This window comes from Streptomyces sp. NPDC001714 (assembly GCF_042892755.1).
Lineage (GTDB): Bacteria > Actinomycetota > Actinomycetes > Streptomycetales > Streptomycetaceae > Streptomyces.
Map to the genome: position 1 here is coordinate 78,612 of NZ_JBIAUL010000018.1, position 20,572 is coordinate 99,183.

Sequence of the window (20,572 nt, forward strand, 5' to 3'; positions counted from 1 at the left end):
CGCATGTCCCGCATGTCCCGCCACGGTGACCTGAATCGTCGCAAGGTGCCTGCGGACGGCCCGCCGCCCGCCTACGCTCAGCCCGTGCTGCGCATCCTCGACGCCAAGTCCGGTGAGACCGTCCCCGCCGTCCCCGCCCGCCGTGCCCTGACCCGGGTGGAGGCACACGCCTCCGGGTACGACCTGACGGCGCTGCGGGTCCTGCTCACCACCGACCTCCTCCTGCGCGCGCTGGAACTCGGCGGCACCCCCGTCCTGCCCCTGCTCACCGCCGACCGCCACCAGGCCGAACTGCACGCCGCCGCCACCACCCTCGGCATCCGCCCCTTCGAGGACGGCCGCGACCTGTCGCCGGGACTGGGCGAGGCCCAGGTCGTGCACGTGACGGCCACGGGCGGCACCTTGCCCGGGGCCGGCGTGACCGTCGCCGTCGCCTCCGCAGGCGGCCCCGAGGCCGGTGTCCTCAACACGCTCGACGACCCCGCCGCACTGCGGCTCGCCCTCCTCGACGCCCCGCGCGGCACGGCCGTCCACCTCGGCGCCGGCGCCCTCGACGCGGCCGGGCGGCGGCTCGGCAGGCTGCGGCAGTCGGTGGCGCACTGGGCGCGCAGCCCCTCGCGGCCGGTGCCCGAGAAGGTAAGGGGACGGCTGCGGGACGCCTGGGAGGACGACCTCGACGTGCCCGGGGTGCTCGGCGTGCTGCGCTGGATGGAGAACCAGCCCGAGATTCCCGACGGCGCCCGCTTCGAGACCTGCGCCTACGCCGACCGGCTGCTCGCCCTCGACCTCACCCGCGACCTCGGGCGGGCGGCGTGATCACCCGGGCGGGTGCGGGCCCGCTGCGCCGCCTCGTCGTCCTGCGGCACGCCAAGTCCGCGTGGCCCGAGGGCGTCCCGGACCGGCTGCGGCCGCTCGCCGACCGCGGCCGCCGGGACGCCCCCGCGGCCGGCCGCGCGCTCGCCGAGTCCGACTGCCTGCCCGACCTCGCGGTGTGCTCCACCGCGGTACGCGCCCGGCAGACCTGGGAACTGGCCTCCGGCCAGTGGGGCACGCCGCCGCCGGTCCGCTACGACCGGCGGGTGTACGCGGCCGACGTACCCGACCTGCTGGCGGTGGTGCGCGAGGTGCCGGACGAGGTGGAGACGCTGCTGCTGGTCGGACACAACCCCGGCCTGGAGGAACTCGTCCTCGACCTCGCGGGCGACGGCCTCGACGACACCCTGGAACAGGTGCGCAAGAAGTTCCCGACGTCCGCGATCGCGGTCCTCGCCTGGCACGGCACGGCGTGGACGGCCCTGGCCCCGGGGACGGCCCTGCTGACGGAGGTGACGGTGCCCCGGGGGCGGAAGGAGTAGCGGCGGAAGGATGGCGCACAGGTCCGCATAGGCTGGGCGGATGCAGGACGAGTACCGCACCGTCGCCCGCGCGGGCACGCACGAGACCGAGGTCAACCGCTCCCGCTTCCTGTGCGCGCTCGCCCCGGCGGCCACCGAGCAGGAGGCCCAGGACTTCGTCGCGGCGGTCCGCAAGGAGCACGCCGACGCCACCCACAACTGCTGGGCCTACGTCATCGGCGCCGACGCCTCCACCCAGAAGGCCAGCGACGACGGCGAACCGGGCGGCACCGCCGGCGTCCCGATGCTCCAGATGCTGCTGCGCCGCGACATGCGGTACGTCGTCGCCGTCGTCACCCGCTACTACGGCGGCGTCAAGCTCGGCGCCGGCGGACTCATCCGCGCCTACGGCGGCGCGGTCGGCGAGGCCCTCGACACCCTCGGCACCCGCACCCGGCGCCGCTTCCGGCTGGCCACGGTGACCGTCGACCACCAGCGGGCCGGCAAGCTCCAGAACGACCTGCGCGCCACCGGGCGCGAGGTCCGCGACGTCCGCTACGGCGAGGCCGTCACCATCGAGATCGGCCTGCCGGACGCCGACGTGGCCGCCTTCCGCGCCTGGCTCGCCGACGCGACGGCGGGCACGGCCACCCTCACACTGGGCGGGGAGGCGTACGGGGACGCGTGACGATCGCCCGGGCCGAGCGGTCTCCTCCGTCCCGGACACTGATCAGTCCGTGACCACGGAGGTGTTCAGGCCCCGGTCGCAGTGGTTGCGGGCGATGCGGATGCCCGAACTGCCGTGGAAGACGAACAGCGGTGAGGTGTACGGCGGCTGATCCCGGCCGGCCAGGCGCCGGACCGTGTCGCCGGTGAAGACGAAGCCGCCGACGCTCCTGGCGTCGACGACGGTCATGTCACCGACGTCGAATTCTTTGTCCTCGACCTCGTTGTCGTGGTGATTTCCACGTCTGTTGTGCGTGACGAGGGAACCGGCTCCCCCGCCCCTTCATCTGCCGTCGCTCGGCCGCCCCGCCCGCTTCTCTCGGCCAGCACTGCGCGGGGGGTTGTCCTGACATTCCTCCGGATCTAGGGTCCCTCCGAGAGCAAGCGCTTTCTCCGCGTCTTGGTCCCCGGCACTCCCATGGAGGACCGCATGCCCCCACCCCCGACCCGCCGCCGCGTCGCCGTGATCGGCACCGGCGCGATCGTCAGCGGCAGCCATCTGCCCGCCCTCACGGCCCACGCCGACCGTGTCGATCTGGTCGCCGCGGTCGACGTCGACCAGGCCCGCCTCGACGCCTTCCGGGAACTCGCCGGTGGCGACGTCGCCGGGTACCCGTCCGTCGACGCCATGCTGGACGCCGTACGCCCCGACCTCGTCCTCGTCGGCACACCCCCCTCCCTGCACCGCGGACAGACGGTGGCCGCGCTCAAGGCCGGTGCCTGGGTGCTGTGCGAGAAGCCGCTGTGCCTGTCCCTCGCCGAGTACGACGAGATCGCCGCCGCCGAGGAGGCCTCCGGCGGCTACGCCTCCGTGGTCTTCCAGCACCGCTACGGCTCCGGCGCGGTGCATGCCCGGCAGCTGATCACCGGCGGCGAGCTGGGCGCCCCGCTGGTCGCGCACTGCCAGACCACCTGGCACCGGGACGCCGCCTACTACGCCGTACCGTGGCGCGGCACCTGGGCCGGTGAAGGCGGCGGCCCGACCATGGGCCATGGCATCCACCAGTACGACCTGCTGCTGCACCTGCTGGGCCCGTGGACGGAGATCCGGGCCATGGCGGCCCGCCTGGTCCACGACACCGAGAGCGAGGACGTCTCCACGGCCCTCGTCCGCTTCGCGAACGGCGCGCTGGCCACCGTCGTCAACAGCGTGCTGTCCCCGCAGGAGGTGAGCCGCATCCGCGTCGACTGCGCGGACGCCACCGTCGAACTCACCCATCTCTACGGACACCGCAACGAGGACTGGGTCTACACCCCGGCCCCGCACGTCCCGGCCCAGCGCGCCGCCGCCTGGCGTACCCCCGAGGCGGACGTGCCCAGCTCACACACCGCGCAGCTCGGCGCCCTCCTCGACGCCCTCGACGCGGGCGTACGGCCGCCGGGCAGCGGCCCGGACGCCCGCGCCACCCTCGAATTCGCCGCCGCGCTCTACAAGTCGGCGTTCACGGGCCGCCCCGTGCCCGCCGGCGAGATCGGCCCCGGCGACCCCTACTACGCAGCCATGCACGGCGACCACCCCCACTGGGCCCCCACCGAGGAGCGCGCATGAGCATCCGCGTCAGCCACGTCCACGGCGAGCACATCGCGGTCGCGGCACCGGACGGCACCGAGATCCTGCGGTACGTCTACCGCCCCGATCCCGAGGCGTACGAGGCGCGCAAGCCGTACGCCCACCCGGTGCGCACCCTGGCGGGACGGACCGTCACCGGCTACCGGCCGAGCGACCACCGCTGGCACAAGGGCCTCCAGATGACGGCCAGCCACCTGTCCGGGCAGAACTTCTGGGGCGGCAACTCCTATGTCCACGGGCAGGGTTACCAGGTGCTGCCCGAGCGGGTCGGCTCGATGCGGCACGACGGATTCACCGAGTTCGCCGTCGCGGACGACCGGCTCTCCTTCACCGAGGAGCTGACCTGGGTGGAGAACGGCGGCGCCGAGTGGGCGCGGGAGGTGCGCGGCCTCACCGTCCACTCCGTCGACGAGCAGGCCGGCGCCTGGGCGCTCGACTGGGCCATCCACCTCACCAACGTCCGCGACGAGCCGCTGACCTTCGGTTCCCCCACCACAGAAGGCCGCGAGATGGCCGGATACACCGGACTCCAGTGGCGCGGCCCCCGTGACTTCACCGGCGGCACCGCGTTCGGCCCGGACGCCGTCACCGGCGCCGAGAAGCTGATGGGCACCCAGGGCCCCTGGCTCGCGTTCACCACCGAACACGACGAGGTGGACCGGCACTCCACGATCGTCTTCGCCCACGCGCCCGAGAACCTGGACGCGCGGACGGCCGTCCACGAGTCGCACTGGTTCGTGCGCGCGGAACCGATCCCCACGGCCGCGTTCTCGTGGGCGTTCTTCGAGGAGTTCGCCCTGCAGCCGGGGGAGTCCTTCGCCTACCGCTACCGGATCGTCTTCGCCGACGGCGCCTGGGACGCCGACCGCGTCGCCGCACACCTGGAGGGCCTGCCGTGGTGAACGCGCCCAAGCCCGCCCTCCCGCACCCCCTCCCCGGCGCGGTCGGCCTGTCCCACCTCAGCGCCTACGACTGGGAGGCCGCCGACGGCGTCTGCGGCGGCAGCCCGCACCTGCACCTGGTGTGCACCGAGGCGTACGTCGTCACCGGCGGCCGGGGCGCCGTGCAGACGCTCAGCCCGGACGGCTACCGGGAGATCCCGCTGGAGCCCGGATCCGTCGCCTGGTTCACCCCGGGCACCGTGCACCGCATGGTGCAGGGCGGCGGTCTGCGGATCACCGTGCTGATGCAGAACAGCGGACTGCCCGAGGCCGGGGACGCCGTCTTCACCTTCCCGCCCGAGGTGCTCGGCGATCCCGAACGGTACGCGGCCGTGGCAACGTTGCCACCGGGCACGGGGGCCGAGGCGGAGCAGGCCGCCCGCAGGCGCCGGGACCTCGCCGTCGAGGGGTACCTCGGTCTGCGGGAGGCGCTGGTCGCCGGGGACGCCGGCCCGTACGCGGAGTTCCAGCGGGCCGCCGCCCGGCTGGTGCGCGACAGGGTGCCGCGCTGGCGCGAGCTGTGGCGGGCCGGTGCGCTGGCCGCCGCCGAGCGCACCGGCGCCCAGCTGGACGCGCTGCAGGCCGGCGAGCCGTCGTACCTCGGCGAGGCGACCGCGTACGAGACCGCACCCACCCGGCTCGGCGGGTTCGGGATGTGCGGCCGCCGTGACGAGTACAACCTGCCGGGGACGACGCTCCCGTACGGCGGTGAGTAGCAGAGGTTTCCGGGACGCAGGACAAGGGGGAATCGGTCGGCGGCGGCAAGGTGGTGCTGCGCTGCACGTGGTGGGGCAACCCCGATCCTGCCGCTCACCCGGCCCGCGCTGATCACCACGGCGACCGGCCGATGTCCTCGGGAGGTCAGGGAACGTGAGGTCCGTGGTGGATCAGGGGGTGGTATGCGTTAGCGTGGCAGGCGTTGCCGGGGAGTCCCCGTGCTGGTTCATACGGGTCGAATAGGCGTAATAGGGGCAAGGGTGCAGGTCGGGGTGGTTTCATGAGAATCCTGCACACTTCCGACTGGCATCTGGGCCGGGCGTTCCACCGCGTCAACATGCTCGGCGCCCAGTCCGAGTTCATCGGCCACCTCGTGGCGACCGTGCGCGAGCACGCCGTCGACGCCGTGGTGGTGGCAGGAGACGTCTACGACCGCGCGGTGCCGCCGCTCGCCGCGGTCGAGCTGTTCGACGAGGCCCTGCACCGGCTCGCCGATCTCGGCGTGCCCACGGTGATGATCTCCGGCAACCACGACTCCGCCCGCCGCCTCGGTGTCGGCGCCGGTCTCATCGACCGCGCCGGCATCCACCTGCGCACCGAGCCGGCGGCCTGCGGCACCCCGGTCGTGCTCGCCGACGCCTTCGGGGACGTCGCGTTCTACGGTCTGCCCTATCTCGAACCCGCCCTGGTGAAGGACGAGTTCGCGGTCGAGCGGGCCGGGCACGAGACGGTGCTCGCCGCCGCCATGGACCGGGTCCGCGCCGACCTCGCGGCCCGCGCGCCCGGCACCCGCTCCGTCGTCCTCGCGCACGCCTTCGTCACCGGCGGCGAACCCAGCGACAGCGAACGGGACATCACCGTCGGCGGCGTGGCCGCCGTCCCGGCCGGCGTCTTCGACGGCGTCGACTACGTGGCCCTCGGCCACCTGCACGGCTGCCAGACCCTCACCGAACGCGTCCGCTACTCGGGCTCCCCGCTGGCGTACTCCTTCTCCGAGGCCGGCCACCGCAAGAGCATGTGGCTCGTCGACCTCGCCGCCGACGGCACCGTCACCGCCGAACGCCTCGACTGCCCGGTCCGGCGCCCGCTGGCCCGCATCCGCGGCACCCTGGACGACCTCCTCGCCGACCCCGCCCTCACCCCCCACGAGGACGCCTGGGTCGAGGCCACCCTCACCGACCCGGTCCGCCCCGCCGACCCCATGGCCCGCCTCGCCGACCGCTTCCCGCACACCCTCAGCCTGGTCTTCGACCCCGACCGCGCCCCGGACGACCCCGACGTCTCCTACGCCCGCCGGCTGGCCGGCCGAACCGACCGGCAGATCGCCGAGGACTTCGTCGCCCACGTGCGCGGCTCGGGCCCCGACGAACGCGAACTGGCCGTCCTGGGCGAGGCGTTCGACGCGCTGCGCGCCGACGGCGCGGTACGCGAGGTGGCCCGGTGACAGCACACCCGCACCTGAGCCCCTTCCTGGAGGCGGCCGCATGAGGCTCCACCGGCTCGACATCACCGCCTTCGGACCCTTCGGCGGCTCCCAGAGCGTCGACTTCGACGCGCTCTCCGCCGCCGGGCTCTTCCTCCTGCACGGCCCCACCGGCGCCGGCAAGACCTCCGTCCTGGACGCCGTCTGCTACGCCCTCTACGGCACCGTCCCCGGCGCCCGGCAGAGCGGCCAGGGCCTCACCCTGCGCAGCGACCACGCCGACCCGGCCACCCGCACCGAGGTCCGCCTCGAACTCACTGTCGCCGGACGCCGGTTGGAGATCACCCGGCAACCCCCGTGGGAGCGCCCCAAGAAGCGCGGCGCGGGCACCACCCTGGACAAGGCGCAGACCTGGCTGCGCGAGTACGACGCGACAGGCCGCGCCTGGAAGGACCTCAGCCGCTCCCACCAGGAGATCGGCGAGGAGATCACCCAGCTGCTCGGCATGAGCCGCGAGCAGTTCTGCCAGGTCGTGCTGCTGCCCCAGGGCGACTTCGCCCGCTTCCTGCGCGCCGACGCCGGCGCGCGCGGCCAGCTGCTCGGCCGGCTCTTCGACACCCAGCGCTTCGCCGACGTCGAGAAGCGCCTCGCCGAGCGCCGCAAGACGACCGAGGCCCGGGTCCGGGACGGCGACTCCGCGCTGCTGGCCGACGCGCACCGCATGCAGCAGGAAGCCGGCGACGCGATGGAGCTGCCGGAGCTGGCCCCGGGCGAGCCCGGTCTGGCCCCCGCCGTCCTCGCCGCCGCGGCCGTGGCCCGCAGCACCGCGCGCGAGCGCCTCACCGTCGCCCACTGCCGGCTCACCGCCGCCGAGTCCGCCCAGTTCGCCGCCGACCGCGCCCTGGCCGACGTACGCGAACTGGTCCGGTTGCAGGCCCGGTTCGCACAGGCCCGGGAGCGGGCCGTACGGCTGGAGGAGCGGGCCGAAGACCACCGGGCGGCGCAGGCGCGGATGGAGCGGGCCCGGAAGGCGGCGGCGGTGGCGCCGGCGCTGGAGCTGCGGGAGGCCGCCGAGGCGGGGCACCGCAGCGCGGCAGCCGCCGAGATGCGTGCGCGGGCGCTGCTGCCGGAGACCCTCGCGGGAGCCGGTGCGGCAGGGCTCGCCGCCGCTGCCCGCCGGGCCGCCGAGGAGCTGGGCGGGCTGGAGTCCGCGCGCCGGGCCGAGCGGCGGCTGGCCGAGGTCGCCGACGAGCGCGGCCGGCTCGACCGGCAGGAGCGGGACGACGAGGACGCCCTGAGCGAGGCCGCGGGCTGGCTCGCCGGCTGGGACGCCAGGCGTGCGGAACTGCAGTCCCGTGTCGACGCCGCCCAGGAGGCCGCGACCCGCGCCGAACAGCTCGCCGTACAGCGCGACCCCGCCCGCCGGCGGCTGGAGGCGGCGCGGCTGCGGGACGAGCTGGGCCGGGACACCGACGAGGCCCAGCGCACCGCCCTCGCCTCCGCGCACCTGGCCGTGACGGCGCGGACGCACTGGCTCGACCTCAAGGAACAGCGACTGAACGGCATCGCCGCCGAACTGGCCGCGCAGCTCACCGCGGGAGAGCCGTGCGCGGTCTGCGGGGCCACCGAACACCCGGCGCCGGCCGAGAAGTTCGCGGGCCACGTCGACCGCGAGGCCGAGGAGCGCGCGCTCGCCGCCCATCAGCGCGCCGACGAACAGCGCGCCCGGGACGAACGGCGGCTCGGCACCGCACGCGAGGCCCTGGCCGCCGCCACCGCCGAGGCGGGCGACACCCCGACCGCGCAACTGGCTTCCCAGGCAGACGAGTTGGAGCGGGAGTACGCCCAGGCCCGGCGGGCCGGGTCCACCCTGCACGCGGCGCACGAGGAGCTGCGGCTGGCCGAGCAGGAGCGCGAGCGCCGGCTGGCGGAGAGGCAGCAGGCCGAGGTCCGGGCCGCCGCGCGGCTGACCCGGCGCGAGGGCCTCGACGCGGAACAGGCCGTCCTGGAAGAGGAGCTGGCCCAGGCCCGGGGGAGTGCCGCCAGCGTTGCCGTACGGGCCGCACAGCTGGAGCGGCAGGTGGCGCTGCTCACCGAAGCCGCCGACACCGCGCGCGCCGCCGAGGACACCGCCCGGCACCTGAAGGACACCGATGCCCGGCTCGCCGACGCCGCCTACCGGGCCGGTTTCGACACCCCGCAGGCCGCGGCCGCCGCCCTCCTCGACGACACCGCCCACCGCGAACTCCAACGGCGCCTGGACGAACGGCAGTCCGAGGAGGCCGCGGTGCGTGCCGTCCTGGCGGAGGCCGACACCGCGGCCGCCGCCCAGCAGCCGCCCGCCGACCTCGAGACCGCGGAGCGCACCGCCGCCCAGGCCGCCCAGCGCCTGCGCGACGCCGCCTCCGCCCGCGACCGGGCCGCCCGCGGCTGCGCCGAACTCGACCGGCTCTCCGCCCGCGCCACCGAGGGCGTACGGCAACTCGCCCCGCTGCGCGAGGAGTACGACCGGGTCGCCCGCCTCGCCGCCCTCACCGCCGGCACCTCCGCCGACAACGAGCGCCGGATGCGCCTGGAGTCGTACGTCCTCGCCGCCCGTCTGGAACAGGTCGCCGCCGCCGCGACGGTGCGCCTGCAGCGCATGTCGTCCGGCCGCTACACCCTGGTCCACTCCGACGACCGCACCGGACGCGGTCGCAGTGGCCTCGGCCTGCACGTGGTCGACGCCTGGACCGGACGCGAGCGCGACACCGCCACCCTGTCGGGCGGCGAGACCTTCTTCGCCTCCCTCGCGCTCGCCCTCGGTCTCGCCGACGTCGTCACCGACGAGGCGGGCGGCGTCCGTCTCGACACCCTCTTCATCGACGAGGGCTTCGGCAGCCTCGACGACCAGACCCTGGACGAGGTCCTCGACGTCCTCGACTCCCTGCGCGAACGCGACCGCAGCGTCGGCATCGTCAGCCACGTCGCCGACCTGCGCCGCCGCATCCACGCCCAGCTGGAGGTGGTGAAGGGGAGAACGGGCTCGGTGCTGCGGCAGCGCGGGGTCTGAGCGCGCCGCCGGTCGCGCGGTTCGTTCACCGCGGGCCGGTGGGGGTTGGCCGCGCCGTTCCCCGCGCCCCTTACGGGTCAGTTTCCCAGCCGACTTCAGGCTGGGCGCCGACCGCCAGGGGGAAGCGCCCCCGAAGGGGCGCTGGGGGTACCCCCGGCCGAAGGCCGGGGGAGGAACTGCGCGACCAGCCACGACGGAACCGCAGTCGACCGACGGCCTGTCGCGGCACTCCCGCGGAGCGCTCAGGTTCCGACGGCCCGGCGCGGGAGCGGCGACGAGTAGACGACGCTCGTCGTCACCGAGCCCAGCGTGCCGATCCGGCCGGAGATCTCCTCCAGGTGGCGCATGGAGCGGGCGGTGACCTTGATGACGAAGCAGTCGTCGCCCGTGACGTGGTGCGCCTCCAGGATCTCCGGGGTGGCGGCGACCAGGTCGTGGAAGGGCTTGTAGTTGCCGTTCGGGTAGCGCAGCCGGACGAAGGCGAGGATGGGCAGGCCGAGGCGCTCCGGGTCGACCACCGCCGCGTACCCCTGGATCACGCCGGCCTCCTCCAGCCTGCGCACCCGCTCGGTCACCGCGCTCGGGGACATCGCCACGGCCCGCGCCAGCTCGGCGAAGCTGGCCCGGCCCTCGCGCTGGAGGACGTCCAGGATGCGCCGGTCGGTGGTGTCCGGGGAAAACTCGGTCATGCGGGATGGATAACAGGGAATCCCCGGCCGGACAAGGGCAGGGCCGGGGATCACACCTTCAGCGCGCCCCGTCACCCTCGTAGATTTGCGGCCATGGAGATCCGCCGCACCGACGGCGCCCGGCGAAAGGCCTCACATTGACCGGCACCACCCTCAACCCCGTCCTGCGCGTCGCCCCCGCCGCCCCCGCCGAGGCCGCCGCCCACTTCCGGGCGAGCCTCGCCTTCCACGCCGACGTCTCCGACGTGGCCACGGCCCTGGCCGCCGACGGCCACCCCGGCTTCGTCGTCCTGGACTCCCGCTCCACCGGGTCCTGGGATCAGGGCCACATCCCCGGCGCCGTCCACCTGCCCACCGCGCTCATCCCCGAGCAGGCGGCCGAGCTCCTCGACAAGGCCGTGCCCGTGGTGACGTACTGCTGGGGTCCCGGCTGCAACGGCGCCACCCGCGCCGCCCTCGCGCTGGCCGAACTCGGCTACCGGGTCAAGGAGATGCTCGGCGGATTCGAGTACTGGGTGCGTGAGGGCTTCGAGTTCGAGACCTGGCAGGGCCGCGAACGCCGCGCCCCGGACCCGCTGACCGCACCCGTCGCGGGCGACTGCGGTTGCTGATTTCCGGAGGCGAACCCGTGCCGTCGCTGTCCGTGTAGGTTCACCCCATGACTCGATATGCGGATCCAGGCGCGGTGGAGTGGGTGGAGTCGGGCGGCGGCCCGCTCGTGGCGGTCCCGGAGACGGTCCTGCCGTTCTGGGCCGGCGCCGACAGCGAGGACCTGGCCACCGACTACGACCGGGCCTGCGAGGTCGACGGCTACGTCGGACTGCTCCCGGTCGGGGACAGCACCGCCCTGGTCCTCGGCGACGAACCCGCCTCGACGTCCTTCCTGCCGGACCACGGCACCTTCGTACGGTGGTCCGCCGCCAACTCGGAGGAGGAACTCCTGGCGCAGGTGCCCGCCGCCCTCGACGGCGCCGTGTGGGAGAACGAGATCCGCTGGCAGGTCCCCGGGCCGGTCGTCCTCTTCGACTCCGCCTGGCCCGGCGGCGAGGCCGAGGGCGGGGACCATCTGCGGGTCCCGCTGGAGCCCGGCACCTACGCGGTGCGCGCCGCCTACACCAGACCCGGCCCCGAAACCTGGCTGGGCCTGGTGCAGTTGCGCAGGCTCCCGTCCTGATGGACCGTCACTTGATGCCGTCGACGGCGATGTTGAGGTGGCGCGGGCCGCGCAGCACCGCGTTCGGGCGGTAGGGCGGCGGGTCCTCGACCAGGCGCGGGTTGTCGAGCCGGCGGGCCAGCTGGGAGAGCGCGATCTGGGCCTCCAGCCGGGCCAGCGGGGCGCCGAAGCAGCTGTGGATGCCGCTGCCGAAGCCGAGGTGCTGGATGTCCTGGCGGTCCGGGTCGAAGCGGTCGGGATCGGTGAACCGATGCGGGTCCCGGTTGCCCGCGGCAAGGACCAGCCAGATGCGCGACCCCTTGGGGATGGTCACCCCGTGCACCTCGAGGTCGGCGATGCAGGTGCGCTGCGGGAGCAACTGCACCGGAGGCTCGTAGCGCAGCAGCTCCTCCACGATCCGCACCGACAGCCCCGGGTCGCCCCGCAGCCGCTCCAGGTACTGCGGGTACCGCAGCAGCGTCAGCATGCCGTTGGTGATGAGGTTGACCGTCGTCTCGTGGCCGGCGATGAGCAGCAGCACCGAGGTGCTGAGCACCTCCATGGTCGTCATGGCGCCGTCCGGACCGCGACTGTGCACCAGGTCGGACAGCATGTCGTCGCGCGGCTCCTTGGCGCGCTGCTCCACCAGCCCGTTGAGGTACATGCCGAGTTGGAGCCGGGCCTCCTGCGCGGTCTTCGCGGATGCGTCGGCCGTGCGGCTGTCGGGGTCCAGGCCGGCCACGATCGGGTCGACCCAGGCCCGGAACCGCGGCTCGTCCTCCCGCGGCACACCCAGCAGCCGGCAGATGACGGTGACCGGGAACGGGTAGGCGACCTGGTCGACCAGGTCGATCTCCCGGGCGTCCCCGAGGCCGTCGATCAGCTCGGTGACGATCTCCTCCAACTGGCCCCGCATGTCGTCGATCCGGCGCGGCCGGTGCGGCGGCCCGAAGGAACTGTTCGCGATCCGGCGCAGCCGGTCGTGCTCGGGCGGGTCGAGCCGGATGAAGCTCGGCGGCAGCCCCGTCGCCTCCGGACCGGACAGCTCGTCGTCCCCGTGCACGGTCACGTTGGACTCGTCGGAGCTGATCCGCGGATCGTGGAGCAGGGCCTCGATGTCGTGGTAGGTGCTGATGAGGTACGGACCGTCCTCCTCCTCGTGCAGCACCGGCGTCTTGCGGAGTTCCTCGTACAGCGGGTACGGGTCGGCGCGGTTCGCGAAGTCGGTGATCTGGCGCAACATCGAGGTCTGCGTCATGACAGTTCCTTGGAGCGTCGGGGCCGGGTCGCGGTCAGTGGCGGGCGGGGTGGAAGACCAGCTGCTGGTCGGTGGGCGAGTAGCCGCTGAGGGTCACCATGGGGGCATGCGTCGGCAGGGCCGGGTCCGGGAAGTCCGCGTCGACCGGTACCCGTCCCTCGGGACGGCGGTCCACGGTCGGGAACTCCACCGGGAACGGCCCTGCCTTCTCGATCTGCCGCTGGTAGAACTCCAGCCACCGCGTGTTGTCGAAGCTCACCGCGGCGATCGTCCGCCCCTGGTAGCCGTACACACCGACGAACCGGCGCTCGGCCAGCGAACCCTGGGTGATCATGATCTGCTCGCCCATCGGCGGAACCCCGACCGACTTGATGTTCACGCCGAACTGCGACGACCAGAACGCCGGCACCCACAGGTGCGGCCTCCGCTCGGCGCTCGGGCTGATCATGTTGTGCGCGGCGATCTCGGCCTGGGCGACCGCGTTGCCCCAGTGCTCCAGCGACAGGAACTGATAGCCGAACAGCGCGTGCGGGGACCGGGCGACATCACCGGCGACGAAGATGTCGTCGGTGACGATGCCCCGGAAGTCGAAGGCACGGCAGCCCGCGTCGCAGGCGATGCCCCGCGGGCCGGCGCCCAGACCGGAACCGGCCAGCCAGTCCGTGTTGCGGGTCGCGCCGAGCGACACGATCACCACGTCCGCCTCGACCACACTCTCGTCGGACAGATGGACCGCCCGCACCCGCCCGGCCGGGTCGCCCTCCAGCGCGGTGACCATGACCCCGGTGCGCAGGTCCACGCCGTTCTCCCGGTGCATCTCGGCCGCGACCGCGCCGATCACCCCGCCGAGGGCGCCCACCAGCGGTGCGCCCGCGCGTTCCGCGACGGTGACCGCGATGCCCTGCTCCCGGCAGGCCGAGGCGATCTCCGAGCCGGTGAACCCGGCGCCGATCACGAACACCCGGCGCGGCCCGGCCTTCAGCCGCCGCAGCAGGGCGGCCGCGTCGTCCCGGGTGCGCAGCGTGAAGACGCCCTCCAGCCGGGCCTCGTCCTCCTTGGGCCAGGGCCGGGCCCGCACTCCGGTCGCGATCAGCAGCCGGTCGTACTCGACCTCGTCGCCGTCGGCCAGCCGGACCCGCTTGGCCTCGACGTCCAGGCCGGTGGCCGCGACACCGAGCCGCCACTTCGCGTCGATCTCCAGACGGTGCGGCAGCGCGGTGTGGTGCGGGGCCGCCCTGCCGAGCAGCACCGCCTTGGACAGCGGCGGCCGGTCGTAGGGCTCGTACGGCTCGTCGCCGATCATGGTGAGTTCACCGGCGAACCCCTCGGCACGCAGCGTCTCGGCACCCCGCAGCCCGGCCAGCGAGGCACCCACGACGACGATCCGGCCCTCGCGCCGCAGCCACTCGAGATAGTCAGTGGGCGGCATCGGAGGTCCCTCCCGCGAAGCCGTCCAGGCCGTCGGCGGTGATCGCCTGCACCGGGCAGGCGGCGACGGCGCGCGCCACCCGCTCCCGATGCTCCTGCTCGGCCTGCGGGTTGTAGACGAGGGATTCCTCGCCGTGCATGGCGAAGACGTCCGGAGCGAGGAACGCGCACTGCGCGTATCCCTGACATCTGTTGAGGTCGACGACGAGGCGCATCATGGCTCCGCCCTTCCGCTGGCCGGGTCCGGTGTGTACCGCCGGTCCGTCACGTCGGGCCCGGACGGCGGAGAACTCCCCGCACGCCAGCATGGGAGCCCGGTCCCGCCGTCGCGCGCCGGGGCCCGCCGATCGGGTGAGCCGTCAGACCGCCGGGGCCGCGGGCGCCGCGGGGGAGCGGCGGAAGCTCGCCAGGACGATGTACACGCTGAGCAGCAGCGACCAGGCCGGGAACACGAGCTCGGCCCAGGGCACGGCGGACGCCACGAACAGCAGGACCACGGTGGTGAGGAAGCCGACCAGCGTGAGCCAACGCGGCAGGATGCGCAGGCGGTGCCCGATCACCGAGGCCGAACAGCTGAAGACGGCCGCCATCCGCATCGCGTACCCGGTCATCAGCGTGTACGCGAGGTCCTGGCCGAAGTCCCAGGTGGGCCGGGAGGGCGAGGTGCCCGCCGGATGAGCGGTGTCGAGCACGGCCGCGGCCACCGCGGCGGCGCCGAACATCATGGCCGTGAAGACCAGGCCGCTGCCCAGGAACACGGTGGCCATGAACCGGTCCTCGGCGTCGCCTACGTGCGAGCGGACGGCGCCGACGAACCACAGGAAGAAGATGCCGGCGAACGGCACCAGCATGAGGGCCGCGTGGACGGCGTTGCGCCGGGCGGGATCCGGCTGCTGGGCGGTGACCGCGTCGGCGCCCTGCGGAATGGCCAGCCGGATCAGCACCATGGCGGCGGCGAGCAGCAGTGCGAAGACGACCCCGGCCATGCCGGCGGCGCGTGGCGTCTGCAACGGCTCCCGTGGCGGCGTGGAGGTCTGCATGCGCGGCTCGCTTCCCGTGTCCGGTGGCCCCGGCACCAGCAAGCCTCCTGCCTCCGGCCGCCGCCACCGGAGCACCCCCGAACGGCAGACCGCGTCGACCCGGTCGCGGCAGCCGCGGGGCGCCCACCGGCGGCGGGCGCCCGCTCGGTGCTGCCGCTCCGTCAGGCGCGGGCCCGACCCGTCAGAGCCGGGACAACTCGTCCACCAGGTCGTCCAGGCCCAGCGAGCCCTGGGACAGGGCCGCCATGTGCCAGGACTTGAGGTCGAAGCCGGCGCCCTGCCGCTCCCGGGCCCGCTCCCGGCCCAGCAGCCAGGCCCGCTCGCCCAGCTTGTAGCCGATCGCCTGCCCCGGCATGGACAGGTAGCGGGTCAGCTCGCTCTCCACGAAGTCCGCGGGCCGGCTGCTGTGCGCGCCGAAGAACTCCTGCGCCAGCGCGGGCGTCCAGCGCTCCCCGGGGTGGAAGGGGGAGTCGTCCGGGATCGTCAGCTCCAGGTGCATGCCGATGTCGATGATGACCCGCGCGGCCCGCATCATCTGCGCGTCCAGATAGCCGAGGCGGCGCTCCGGGTCCGTGAGGAAACCCAGTTCGTCCATCAGCCGCTCCGCGTACAGCGCCCAGCCCTCGGCGTTGGCGCTGACCATGCCCACGCTGGCCTGGTAGCGGGAGAGGTTGTCGGCGACGTGCTTCCACTGCGCCAGCTGGAGGTGGTGGCCGGGCACGCCCTCGTGGTACCAGGTCGACACGAGGTCGTAGACCGGGAACCGGGTCTGGCCCATGGTCGGCAGCCAGGTGATGCCCGGGCGCGAGAAGTCGTCCGACGGCGCTGTGTAGTACGGCGCCGCCGCGCTGCCGGGCGGAGCGATCCGGGACTCCACCCGGCGCACCCGCTCGGCCAGGTCGAAGTGGATGCCGTCCAGCTTCTCGATGGCCTCGTCCATCACGGACTGCAGCCAGCCGCGCACCTCGTCGACGCCCTCGATGTGGGTGCCCTGCTCGTCCAGGTGCGCCAGCGCCACCCACGGGGTGGCCGCGCCGGGCAGGATCTTCTCGGCCTCGGCCTTCATCTCGCCGAGCAGCCGGTGGTACTCGGACCAGCCGTACGCGTACGCCTCGTCCAGATCGAGGTCGGTGCCGTTGAAGTAGCGCACCCAGCGGGCGTACCGCTCCCGGCCCACCACGTCCGGCGCGCCCTCGACCGCCGGTGCGTACACGTCCCGCATCCAGTCGCGCAGCGCCACCACGGCCCCGGTGGCGGTGCGGGCCGCCTCGTCCAGCTCGGCGCGCAGCGCCTCGGGCCCGGACGCCGCGAACAGCTCGAACCAGCCCTTGCCGTCGCCCGTGTCGGCCCACTCGCCGAGCTGTCCGACGAAGGTCACGGTGGCGCGCGGACCCGCATACAGCTTGCGGTCCAGGCCGAGTTCGAGGGACTGCCGGTAGCCCTCCAGGGCGGCCGGCACCGCGCGCAGCCGTTCGGCGACCGCCGCCCAGTCCTCGTCGGTGGCGGTGGGCGTCACCGTGAACACCTGGCGCACCGCGTGCGCGGCCGAGCTCAGGTTGCTGACCGAACGCAGGCTCTCGTCGGCCTCGTGCACGGCGAGGGAGGCGCTGAGCCGCTCGCGCAGCAGACGCGCGCAGCGACGCTCGATGTCATCGTCCGCACCGGGCTGCCGTTCGGCCTCGTCGAGCTTGGCCAGCGTGTCGCGCTGGAGCCGGGCGAGTGCCTCCGCGCCGGCCGGCGAGGTGTCGGGCAGCCGGCCCGAACTCTCCTTGTCGCCGAGGAAGGTACCGGTGATCGGGTCGAGGGCGATGAGCTCGTCGACGAAGGTGTCGGCGACCTGACGGGGCAGCGGGTTGCTGGTCTGAGACATGCGGTCCATCCTCGTACGACGGACCACCGCGCGTCACGGGGATTGAACCGACGACACCGGCGGAAGCAGCGGCCCGCACTCCCACTGCTGGAAGATCAGCCGGGTCTCCACCCGGGCCACTTCCCGGTGGGCCGTGAACTCGTCCAGGACCAGCCGTTGCAGGTCCGCCATGTCCGCCACGGCCACATGCACCAGATAGTCGTCGGGACCGGTCAGATGGAACACCGTCCGCGACTCCGGCAGCGCCCGGATCCGCTCCACGAACGGTCCCACCAACTCCCGCCGGTGCGGTCTGACCTGCACCGACAGCAACGCTTCGAGACCGCGCCCGAGCTTGGCCGGATCGAGTTCGAGGCGGTGCCCGAGGATCACCCCGGAGCGGCGCAGCCGGGTCACCCGGTCCAGACACGTCGACGGCGCCACCCCCACCTGGGCGGCGAGATCGCGGTAGGTGGTCCGGGCGTCGTTCTGCAGCAGCCGCAGCAGATGCAGATCGACCGGATCCAGTACGACAGAATCGGCCACGGCCCGAACGTAGCACGGGGTTCACCGCGCACACCCCGTCGGTTGTTCACCCTGCCGTCATGGACACATCGAGCACCTACGACACCCAGGCGCCCGTCGGCGGCCCCGTCTCCCGCGCACCCCGCGCCCTGGCCACCGAAGCCGTGCACGCCGGCCGCGACGACCTCGCCCGCCAGGGCCTGCACGCCCCGCCGATCGACCTGTCCACCACCTACCCGTCGTACGACAGCAGGGCCGAGGCCGCCCGCATCGACGCCTTCGCCGCGGACGGCGCCGACCCGGCGGGACCACCGGTCTACGGACGCCTCGGCAACCCGACGGTCGCCCGCTTCGAGACCGCCCTGGCCCGCCTGGAAGGCACCGGGTCCGCGGTCGCCTTCGCCAGTGGCATGGCCGCCCTGACCGCCGTCCTCCTCGCGCGCGCCGCCACCGGCCTGCGCCATGTCGTCGCCGTGCGACCCCTCTACGGCTGCAGCGACCACCTCCTCACCGCCGGGCTCCTCGGCACCGAGGTCACCTGGACCGACCCGGCCGGGATCACCGACGCGCTGCGCCCCGGCACCGGGCTCGTGGTGGTCGAGTCCCCGGCCAACCCGACCCTCGCCGAACTCGACCTGCGGGCCGTCGCCCACGCCTGCGGCACCGTGCCGCTGCTCGCCGACAACACCTTCGCCACCCCGGTGCTGCAACGCCCCGCCGAACTCGGCGCCCGCCTCGTGCTGCACAGCGCCACCAAGTACCTCGGCGGCCACGGCGACGTGCTCGGCGGAGTGGTCGCCTGTGACGAGGAGTTCGCGGGGCAGCTCCGGAAGATACGGTTCGCCACCGGCGGCGTCCTGCACCCGCTCGCCGGCTACCTGCTGCTGCGCGGCCTGGCCACGCTCCCGGTACGGGTCCGCGCCGCCTCCGCCACCGCCGCCGAACTGGCCCGCCGCCTCACCGCCGACCCGCGTGTCGCCCGCGTCCACTACCCGCGACTGGGCGGCGCGATGATCGCCTTCGAGGTCTACGACGACCCGCACGAGGTCGTCTCCCGGGTACGGCTGATCACCCCCGCCGTCAGCCTCGGCAGCGTCGACACCCTCATCCAGCACCCGGCCTCCATCAGCCACCGCGTCGTCGACGCGGGAGACCGCCGCAGCGCCGGCGTGAGTGACCGGCTGCTGCGGCTGTCGGTGGGCCTGGAGGACGTGGACGATCTGTGGGCGGACCTGGACCGGGCACTGGGGGACGTCTGAGCGCCCCGACAGGGGCGCTGGGGGTACCCCCAGCCTCCGGCTGGGGGAGGAACTGCACGACCGGCCCCCACGCACCCGCGGCCGCCCAACGACCCCGAGCGCTACGGCGCTTCTGCCCGTCCCGCGTCCCCCGCACTGGAAAGCCACCCCATGGCCGTCACGGCGTCCCCCGGCACCGCCTCCAGCCGGGCCGTGATGACCAGCGTCCCCTCCTCGATCTGATAGTCGAGCGGCAACCCCAGCCCCCGCATCGCCGCCACCATCCCGGTGTTGGACGCCTGCGTCACCGCGTACACGCTCTCGCAGCCCGCCTCGACGGCCATCCTCACGAGCCGCCCCAGCAGCTCGCTCCCGATACCGCGCCGCTGCCAGTCGTCCTCGACGAGCAGCGCCACCTCGGTCTCGTCCCCGTCCCACAACAGATGCCCGAGGCCGACGATCCGGCCCGACGCGGTCTGCACCGCCAGCGTCCGGCCGAAGCGGGGGCTGAGCAGGTGGTTCAGGTAACGGTCCGCGTCCCCGACCGGCCCGTGGTAGCGCAGCCCGAGCGTCCGGCTCGAGCAGCGCTCGTGCATCGCCCTCGCCGCCTCCAGGTCGCCGGTGTCGGCCCGGCGCACGGTGATCTCGTTGCCCGCGGGCAGCGAGATCACGTCCTGGCTGCGCGGGATGCGCGGCCCGAGCCGGGTGTCCAGCTCCACCAGCGCCCGCGCCCGCGCGAACTCGGTCGGTGTGAACGGGAGATACGGCCGTTCCACGGTGATCACTCCCCCCTCCGGCGCACGCAGCCGCATCACGGTGTCCTCCAGCACCCCTTCGACGGGAACCGCCTCGGGGCTCCGGGCCCCGCCGACCGGGTGGGCGGGGAGCGAGCGGATCGTGCACCTCCCCAACAACTGCCGGAGGGCCAGCGGAAGTTCCGCCGCGTCCAACGCGGTGCGGGTGGCCAGGCCCAGGACCCGGGTGGGGGCGTCCACCAGATCGTGGGCGTCGGCCCGCTCGATCCAGGTGTCCGTGCCCCCGGCCAGCGCGACCGCCCGCGTGATCTCGCCGGCGATCAGCTCCCCCGGGGACCGCAGCAGGAACTCGTCCACCGTGCCGTCGCCCAGCGGATGCGTCTGCAGGCTCAGGATGTCCACGCGATGCCCGGCGAGCGCGCCGCACAGCGCCGCCAGCGAACCGGGCTCGTCGCGCACCGTCGTCCGCAGCCGCCACAGCGTGCTCGCCCGGTCGCCGGTCCCCGAGGTGTCCGTGCCGGGCCCGGCCTGCCGTGTCTCGGTGACGGCAGGCCGGGCGCCGGTATCGCTGTCCGTCACCGGTGGTGCGTGCCCTGAGCGCCTCGCCCACCAGACGTGGAAGCCCGCCGTCGCCGCCAGCACCAGCGCCGAGATCACCAGCAGCGCAGGACCGTCGGGCCCGTGCCCGACCAGGTTGGCCACCGCGTCGGCCACCGCGACGGCCGTGAACAGGGCGGCGAGTTCGACGACGTCCCGTCGCCAGTGGTGCACGGGGCGCCCGTTCCTCGTGCGTGTCACATCAGACATGTCTCGATTCATGGAGCCACTGTGAAGCAACGGTGTTGCGTGATCACGAACGCTCTGTGACCGACGG

Annotated in this window: 20 protein-coding genes; 11 read left to right on the forward strand and 9 right to left on the reverse strand. The window is 73.9% G+C overall.

Annotated elements, in window-relative coordinates; all coding sequences use genetic code 11:
• The first annotated feature begins 3 nt into the window (after nucleotides 1–3).
• From ACFY0P_RS38150 to ACFY0P_RS38160, 3 genes are read left to right on the forward strand one after another with little or no spacing between them, the layout of a single operon-like run.
• Nucleotides 4–816, forward strand: coding sequence for a hypothetical protein (locus ACFY0P_RS38150; RefSeq protein ID WP_388924113.1), 813 nt, complete (start codon nucleotides 4–6; stop codon nucleotides 814–816).
• The gene (locus ACFY0P_RS38155; protein ID WP_388924116.1) at nucleotides 813–1,355 is read left to right on the forward strand and encodes a SixA phosphatase family protein; all 543 of its coding nucleotides are present in this window, start codon (nucleotides 813–815) and stop codon (nucleotides 1,353–1,355) included. Before ACFY0P_RS38150 ends, ACFY0P_RS38155 begins: the two co-directional genes overlap by 4 nt.
• Nucleotides 1,356–1,395: 40 nt before the next feature.
• A complete protein-coding gene (locus ACFY0P_RS38160; RefSeq protein WP_388924118.1) occupies nucleotides 1,396–2,022 on the forward strand; it encodes a YigZ family protein in 627 nt (208 codons plus the stop codon).
• 42 nt (nucleotides 2,023–2,064) lie between these two features.
• Here the strand turns inward: ACFY0P_RS38160 and ACFY0P_RS38165 are convergent, their stop codons facing one another.
• Entirely contained in the window at nucleotides 2,065–2,250 is a 186-nt protein-coding gene (locus ACFY0P_RS38165) for a hypothetical protein (RefSeq protein WP_388924121.1), read from the reverse strand.
• 240 nt (nucleotides 2,251–2,490) lie between these two features.
• Between ACFY0P_RS38165 and ACFY0P_RS38170 the strand changes: the two genes are divergently transcribed.
• From ACFY0P_RS38170 to ACFY0P_RS38190, 5 genes are all read left to right on the forward strand, one after another.
• Nucleotides 2,491–3,609 carry a Gfo/Idh/MocA family protein gene (locus tag ACFY0P_RS38170; protein WP_388924123.1) on the forward strand — a complete coding sequence of 373 codons (1,119 nt, stop codon included), beginning with the start codon at nucleotides 2,491–2,493 and terminating at the stop codon, nucleotides 3,607–3,609.
• The gene (locus tag ACFY0P_RS38175; protein ID WP_388924126.1) at nucleotides 3,606–4,532 is read left to right on the forward strand and encodes a PmoA family protein; all 927 of its coding nucleotides are present in this window, start codon (nucleotides 3,606–3,608) and stop codon (nucleotides 4,530–4,532) included. Before ACFY0P_RS38170 ends, ACFY0P_RS38175 begins: the two co-directional genes overlap by 4 nt.
• Complete coding sequence (locus ACFY0P_RS38180) at nucleotides 4,526–5,287, forward strand: cupin domain-containing protein (protein WP_388924129.1); 762 nt, start codon at nucleotides 4,526–4,528, stop codon at nucleotides 5,285–5,287. Before ACFY0P_RS38175 ends, ACFY0P_RS38180 begins: the two co-directional genes overlap by 7 nt.
• A 281-nt stretch (nucleotides 5,288–5,568) precedes the next feature.
• Nucleotides 5,569–6,732, forward strand: coding sequence for an exonuclease SbcCD subunit D (locus ACFY0P_RS38185; RefSeq protein WP_388924132.1), 1,164 nt, complete (start codon nucleotides 5,569–5,571; stop codon nucleotides 6,730–6,732).
• A 40-nt stretch (nucleotides 6,733–6,772) separates the two neighbouring features.
• Nucleotides 6,773–9,763 carry an AAA family ATPase gene (locus ACFY0P_RS38190; protein WP_388924135.1) on the forward strand — a complete coding sequence of 997 codons (2,991 nt, stop codon included), beginning with the start codon at nucleotides 6,773–6,775 and terminating at the stop codon, nucleotides 9,761–9,763.
• Nucleotides 9,764–10,005: 242 nt separating this feature from the next.
• On the opposite strand, the gene ACFY0P_RS38195 is transcribed toward ACFY0P_RS38190, so the two are convergent.
• Entirely contained in the window at nucleotides 10,006–10,452 is a 447-nt protein-coding gene (locus tag ACFY0P_RS38195; RefSeq protein ID WP_388924138.1) for an Lrp/AsnC family transcriptional regulator, read from the reverse strand.
• A 137-nt stretch (nucleotides 10,453–10,589) separates the two neighbouring features.
• Between ACFY0P_RS38195 and ACFY0P_RS38200 the strand changes: the two genes are divergently transcribed.
• Nucleotides 10,590–11,063, forward strand: a complete 474-nt coding sequence (locus ACFY0P_RS38200; RefSeq protein ID WP_388924141.1) for a rhodanese-like domain-containing protein — start codon at nucleotides 10,590–10,592, stop codon at nucleotides 11,061–11,063.
• Between the two features lie 47 nt (nucleotides 11,064–11,110).
• A complete protein-coding gene (locus tag ACFY0P_RS38205; RefSeq protein WP_361299351.1) occupies nucleotides 11,111–11,626 on the forward strand; it encodes an immunity 21 family protein in 516 nt (171 codons plus the stop codon).
• 7 nt (nucleotides 11,627–11,633) lie between these two features.
• On the opposite strand, the gene ACFY0P_RS38210 is transcribed toward ACFY0P_RS38205, so the two are convergent.
• The 6 genes from ACFY0P_RS38210 to ACFY0P_RS38235 all read right to left on the reverse strand — a co-directional run bounded on the left by ACFY0P_RS38210 (nucleotide 11,634) and on the right by ACFY0P_RS38235 (nucleotide 17,726).
• Nucleotides 11,634–12,863: a cytochrome P450 gene (locus ACFY0P_RS38210; RefSeq protein ID WP_388924144.1), complete on the reverse strand. Its 1,230-nt coding sequence runs from the start codon at nucleotides 12,861–12,863 to the stop codon at nucleotides 11,634–11,636.
• Between the two features lie 34 nt (nucleotides 12,864–12,897).
• The gene (locus tag ACFY0P_RS38215; protein WP_388924147.1) at nucleotides 12,898–14,292 is read right to left on the reverse strand and encodes an NAD(P)/FAD-dependent oxidoreductase; all 1,395 of its coding nucleotides are present in this window, start codon (nucleotides 14,290–14,292) and stop codon (nucleotides 12,898–12,900) included.
• Entirely contained in the window at nucleotides 14,279–14,506 is a 228-nt protein-coding gene (locus ACFY0P_RS38220) for a ferredoxin (protein WP_388924444.1), read from the reverse strand. Before ACFY0P_RS38220 ends, ACFY0P_RS38215 begins: the two co-directional genes overlap by 14 nt.
• A gap of 144 nt (nucleotides 14,507–14,650) precedes the next feature.
• Nucleotides 14,651–15,331, reverse strand: coding sequence for a hypothetical protein (locus tag ACFY0P_RS38225; protein WP_388924150.1), 681 nt, complete (start codon nucleotides 15,329–15,331; stop codon nucleotides 14,651–14,653).
• A 181-nt stretch (nucleotides 15,332–15,512) separates the two neighbouring features.
• On the reverse strand, nucleotides 15,513–17,201 hold the full coding sequence (locus ACFY0P_RS38230; protein ID WP_388924153.1) for a DUF885 domain-containing protein: 1,689 nt from the start codon (nucleotides 17,199–17,201) through the stop codon (nucleotides 15,513–15,515).
• Nucleotides 17,202–17,234: 33 nt separating this feature from the next.
• Complete coding sequence (locus ACFY0P_RS38235; protein WP_388924156.1) at nucleotides 17,235–17,726, reverse strand: Lrp/AsnC family transcriptional regulator; 492 nt, start codon at nucleotides 17,724–17,726, stop codon at nucleotides 17,235–17,237.
• Nucleotides 17,727–17,785: 59 nt separating this feature from the next.
• On the opposite strand from ACFY0P_RS38235, the gene ACFY0P_RS38240 reads away from it, so the two are divergent.
• The gene (locus ACFY0P_RS38240) at nucleotides 17,786–18,964 is read left to right on the forward strand and encodes a trans-sulfuration enzyme family protein (protein ID WP_388924158.1); all 1,179 of its coding nucleotides are present in this window, start codon (nucleotides 17,786–17,788) and stop codon (nucleotides 18,962–18,964) included.
• Nucleotides 18,965–19,065: 101 nt separating this feature from the next.
• On the opposite strand, the gene ACFY0P_RS38245 is transcribed toward ACFY0P_RS38240, so the two are convergent.
• A complete protein-coding gene (locus ACFY0P_RS38245; protein WP_388924161.1) occupies nucleotides 19,066–20,517 on the reverse strand; it encodes a GNAT family N-acetyltransferase in 1,452 nt (483 codons plus the stop codon).
• Between the last annotated feature and the right edge of the window lie 55 nt (nucleotides 20,518–20,572).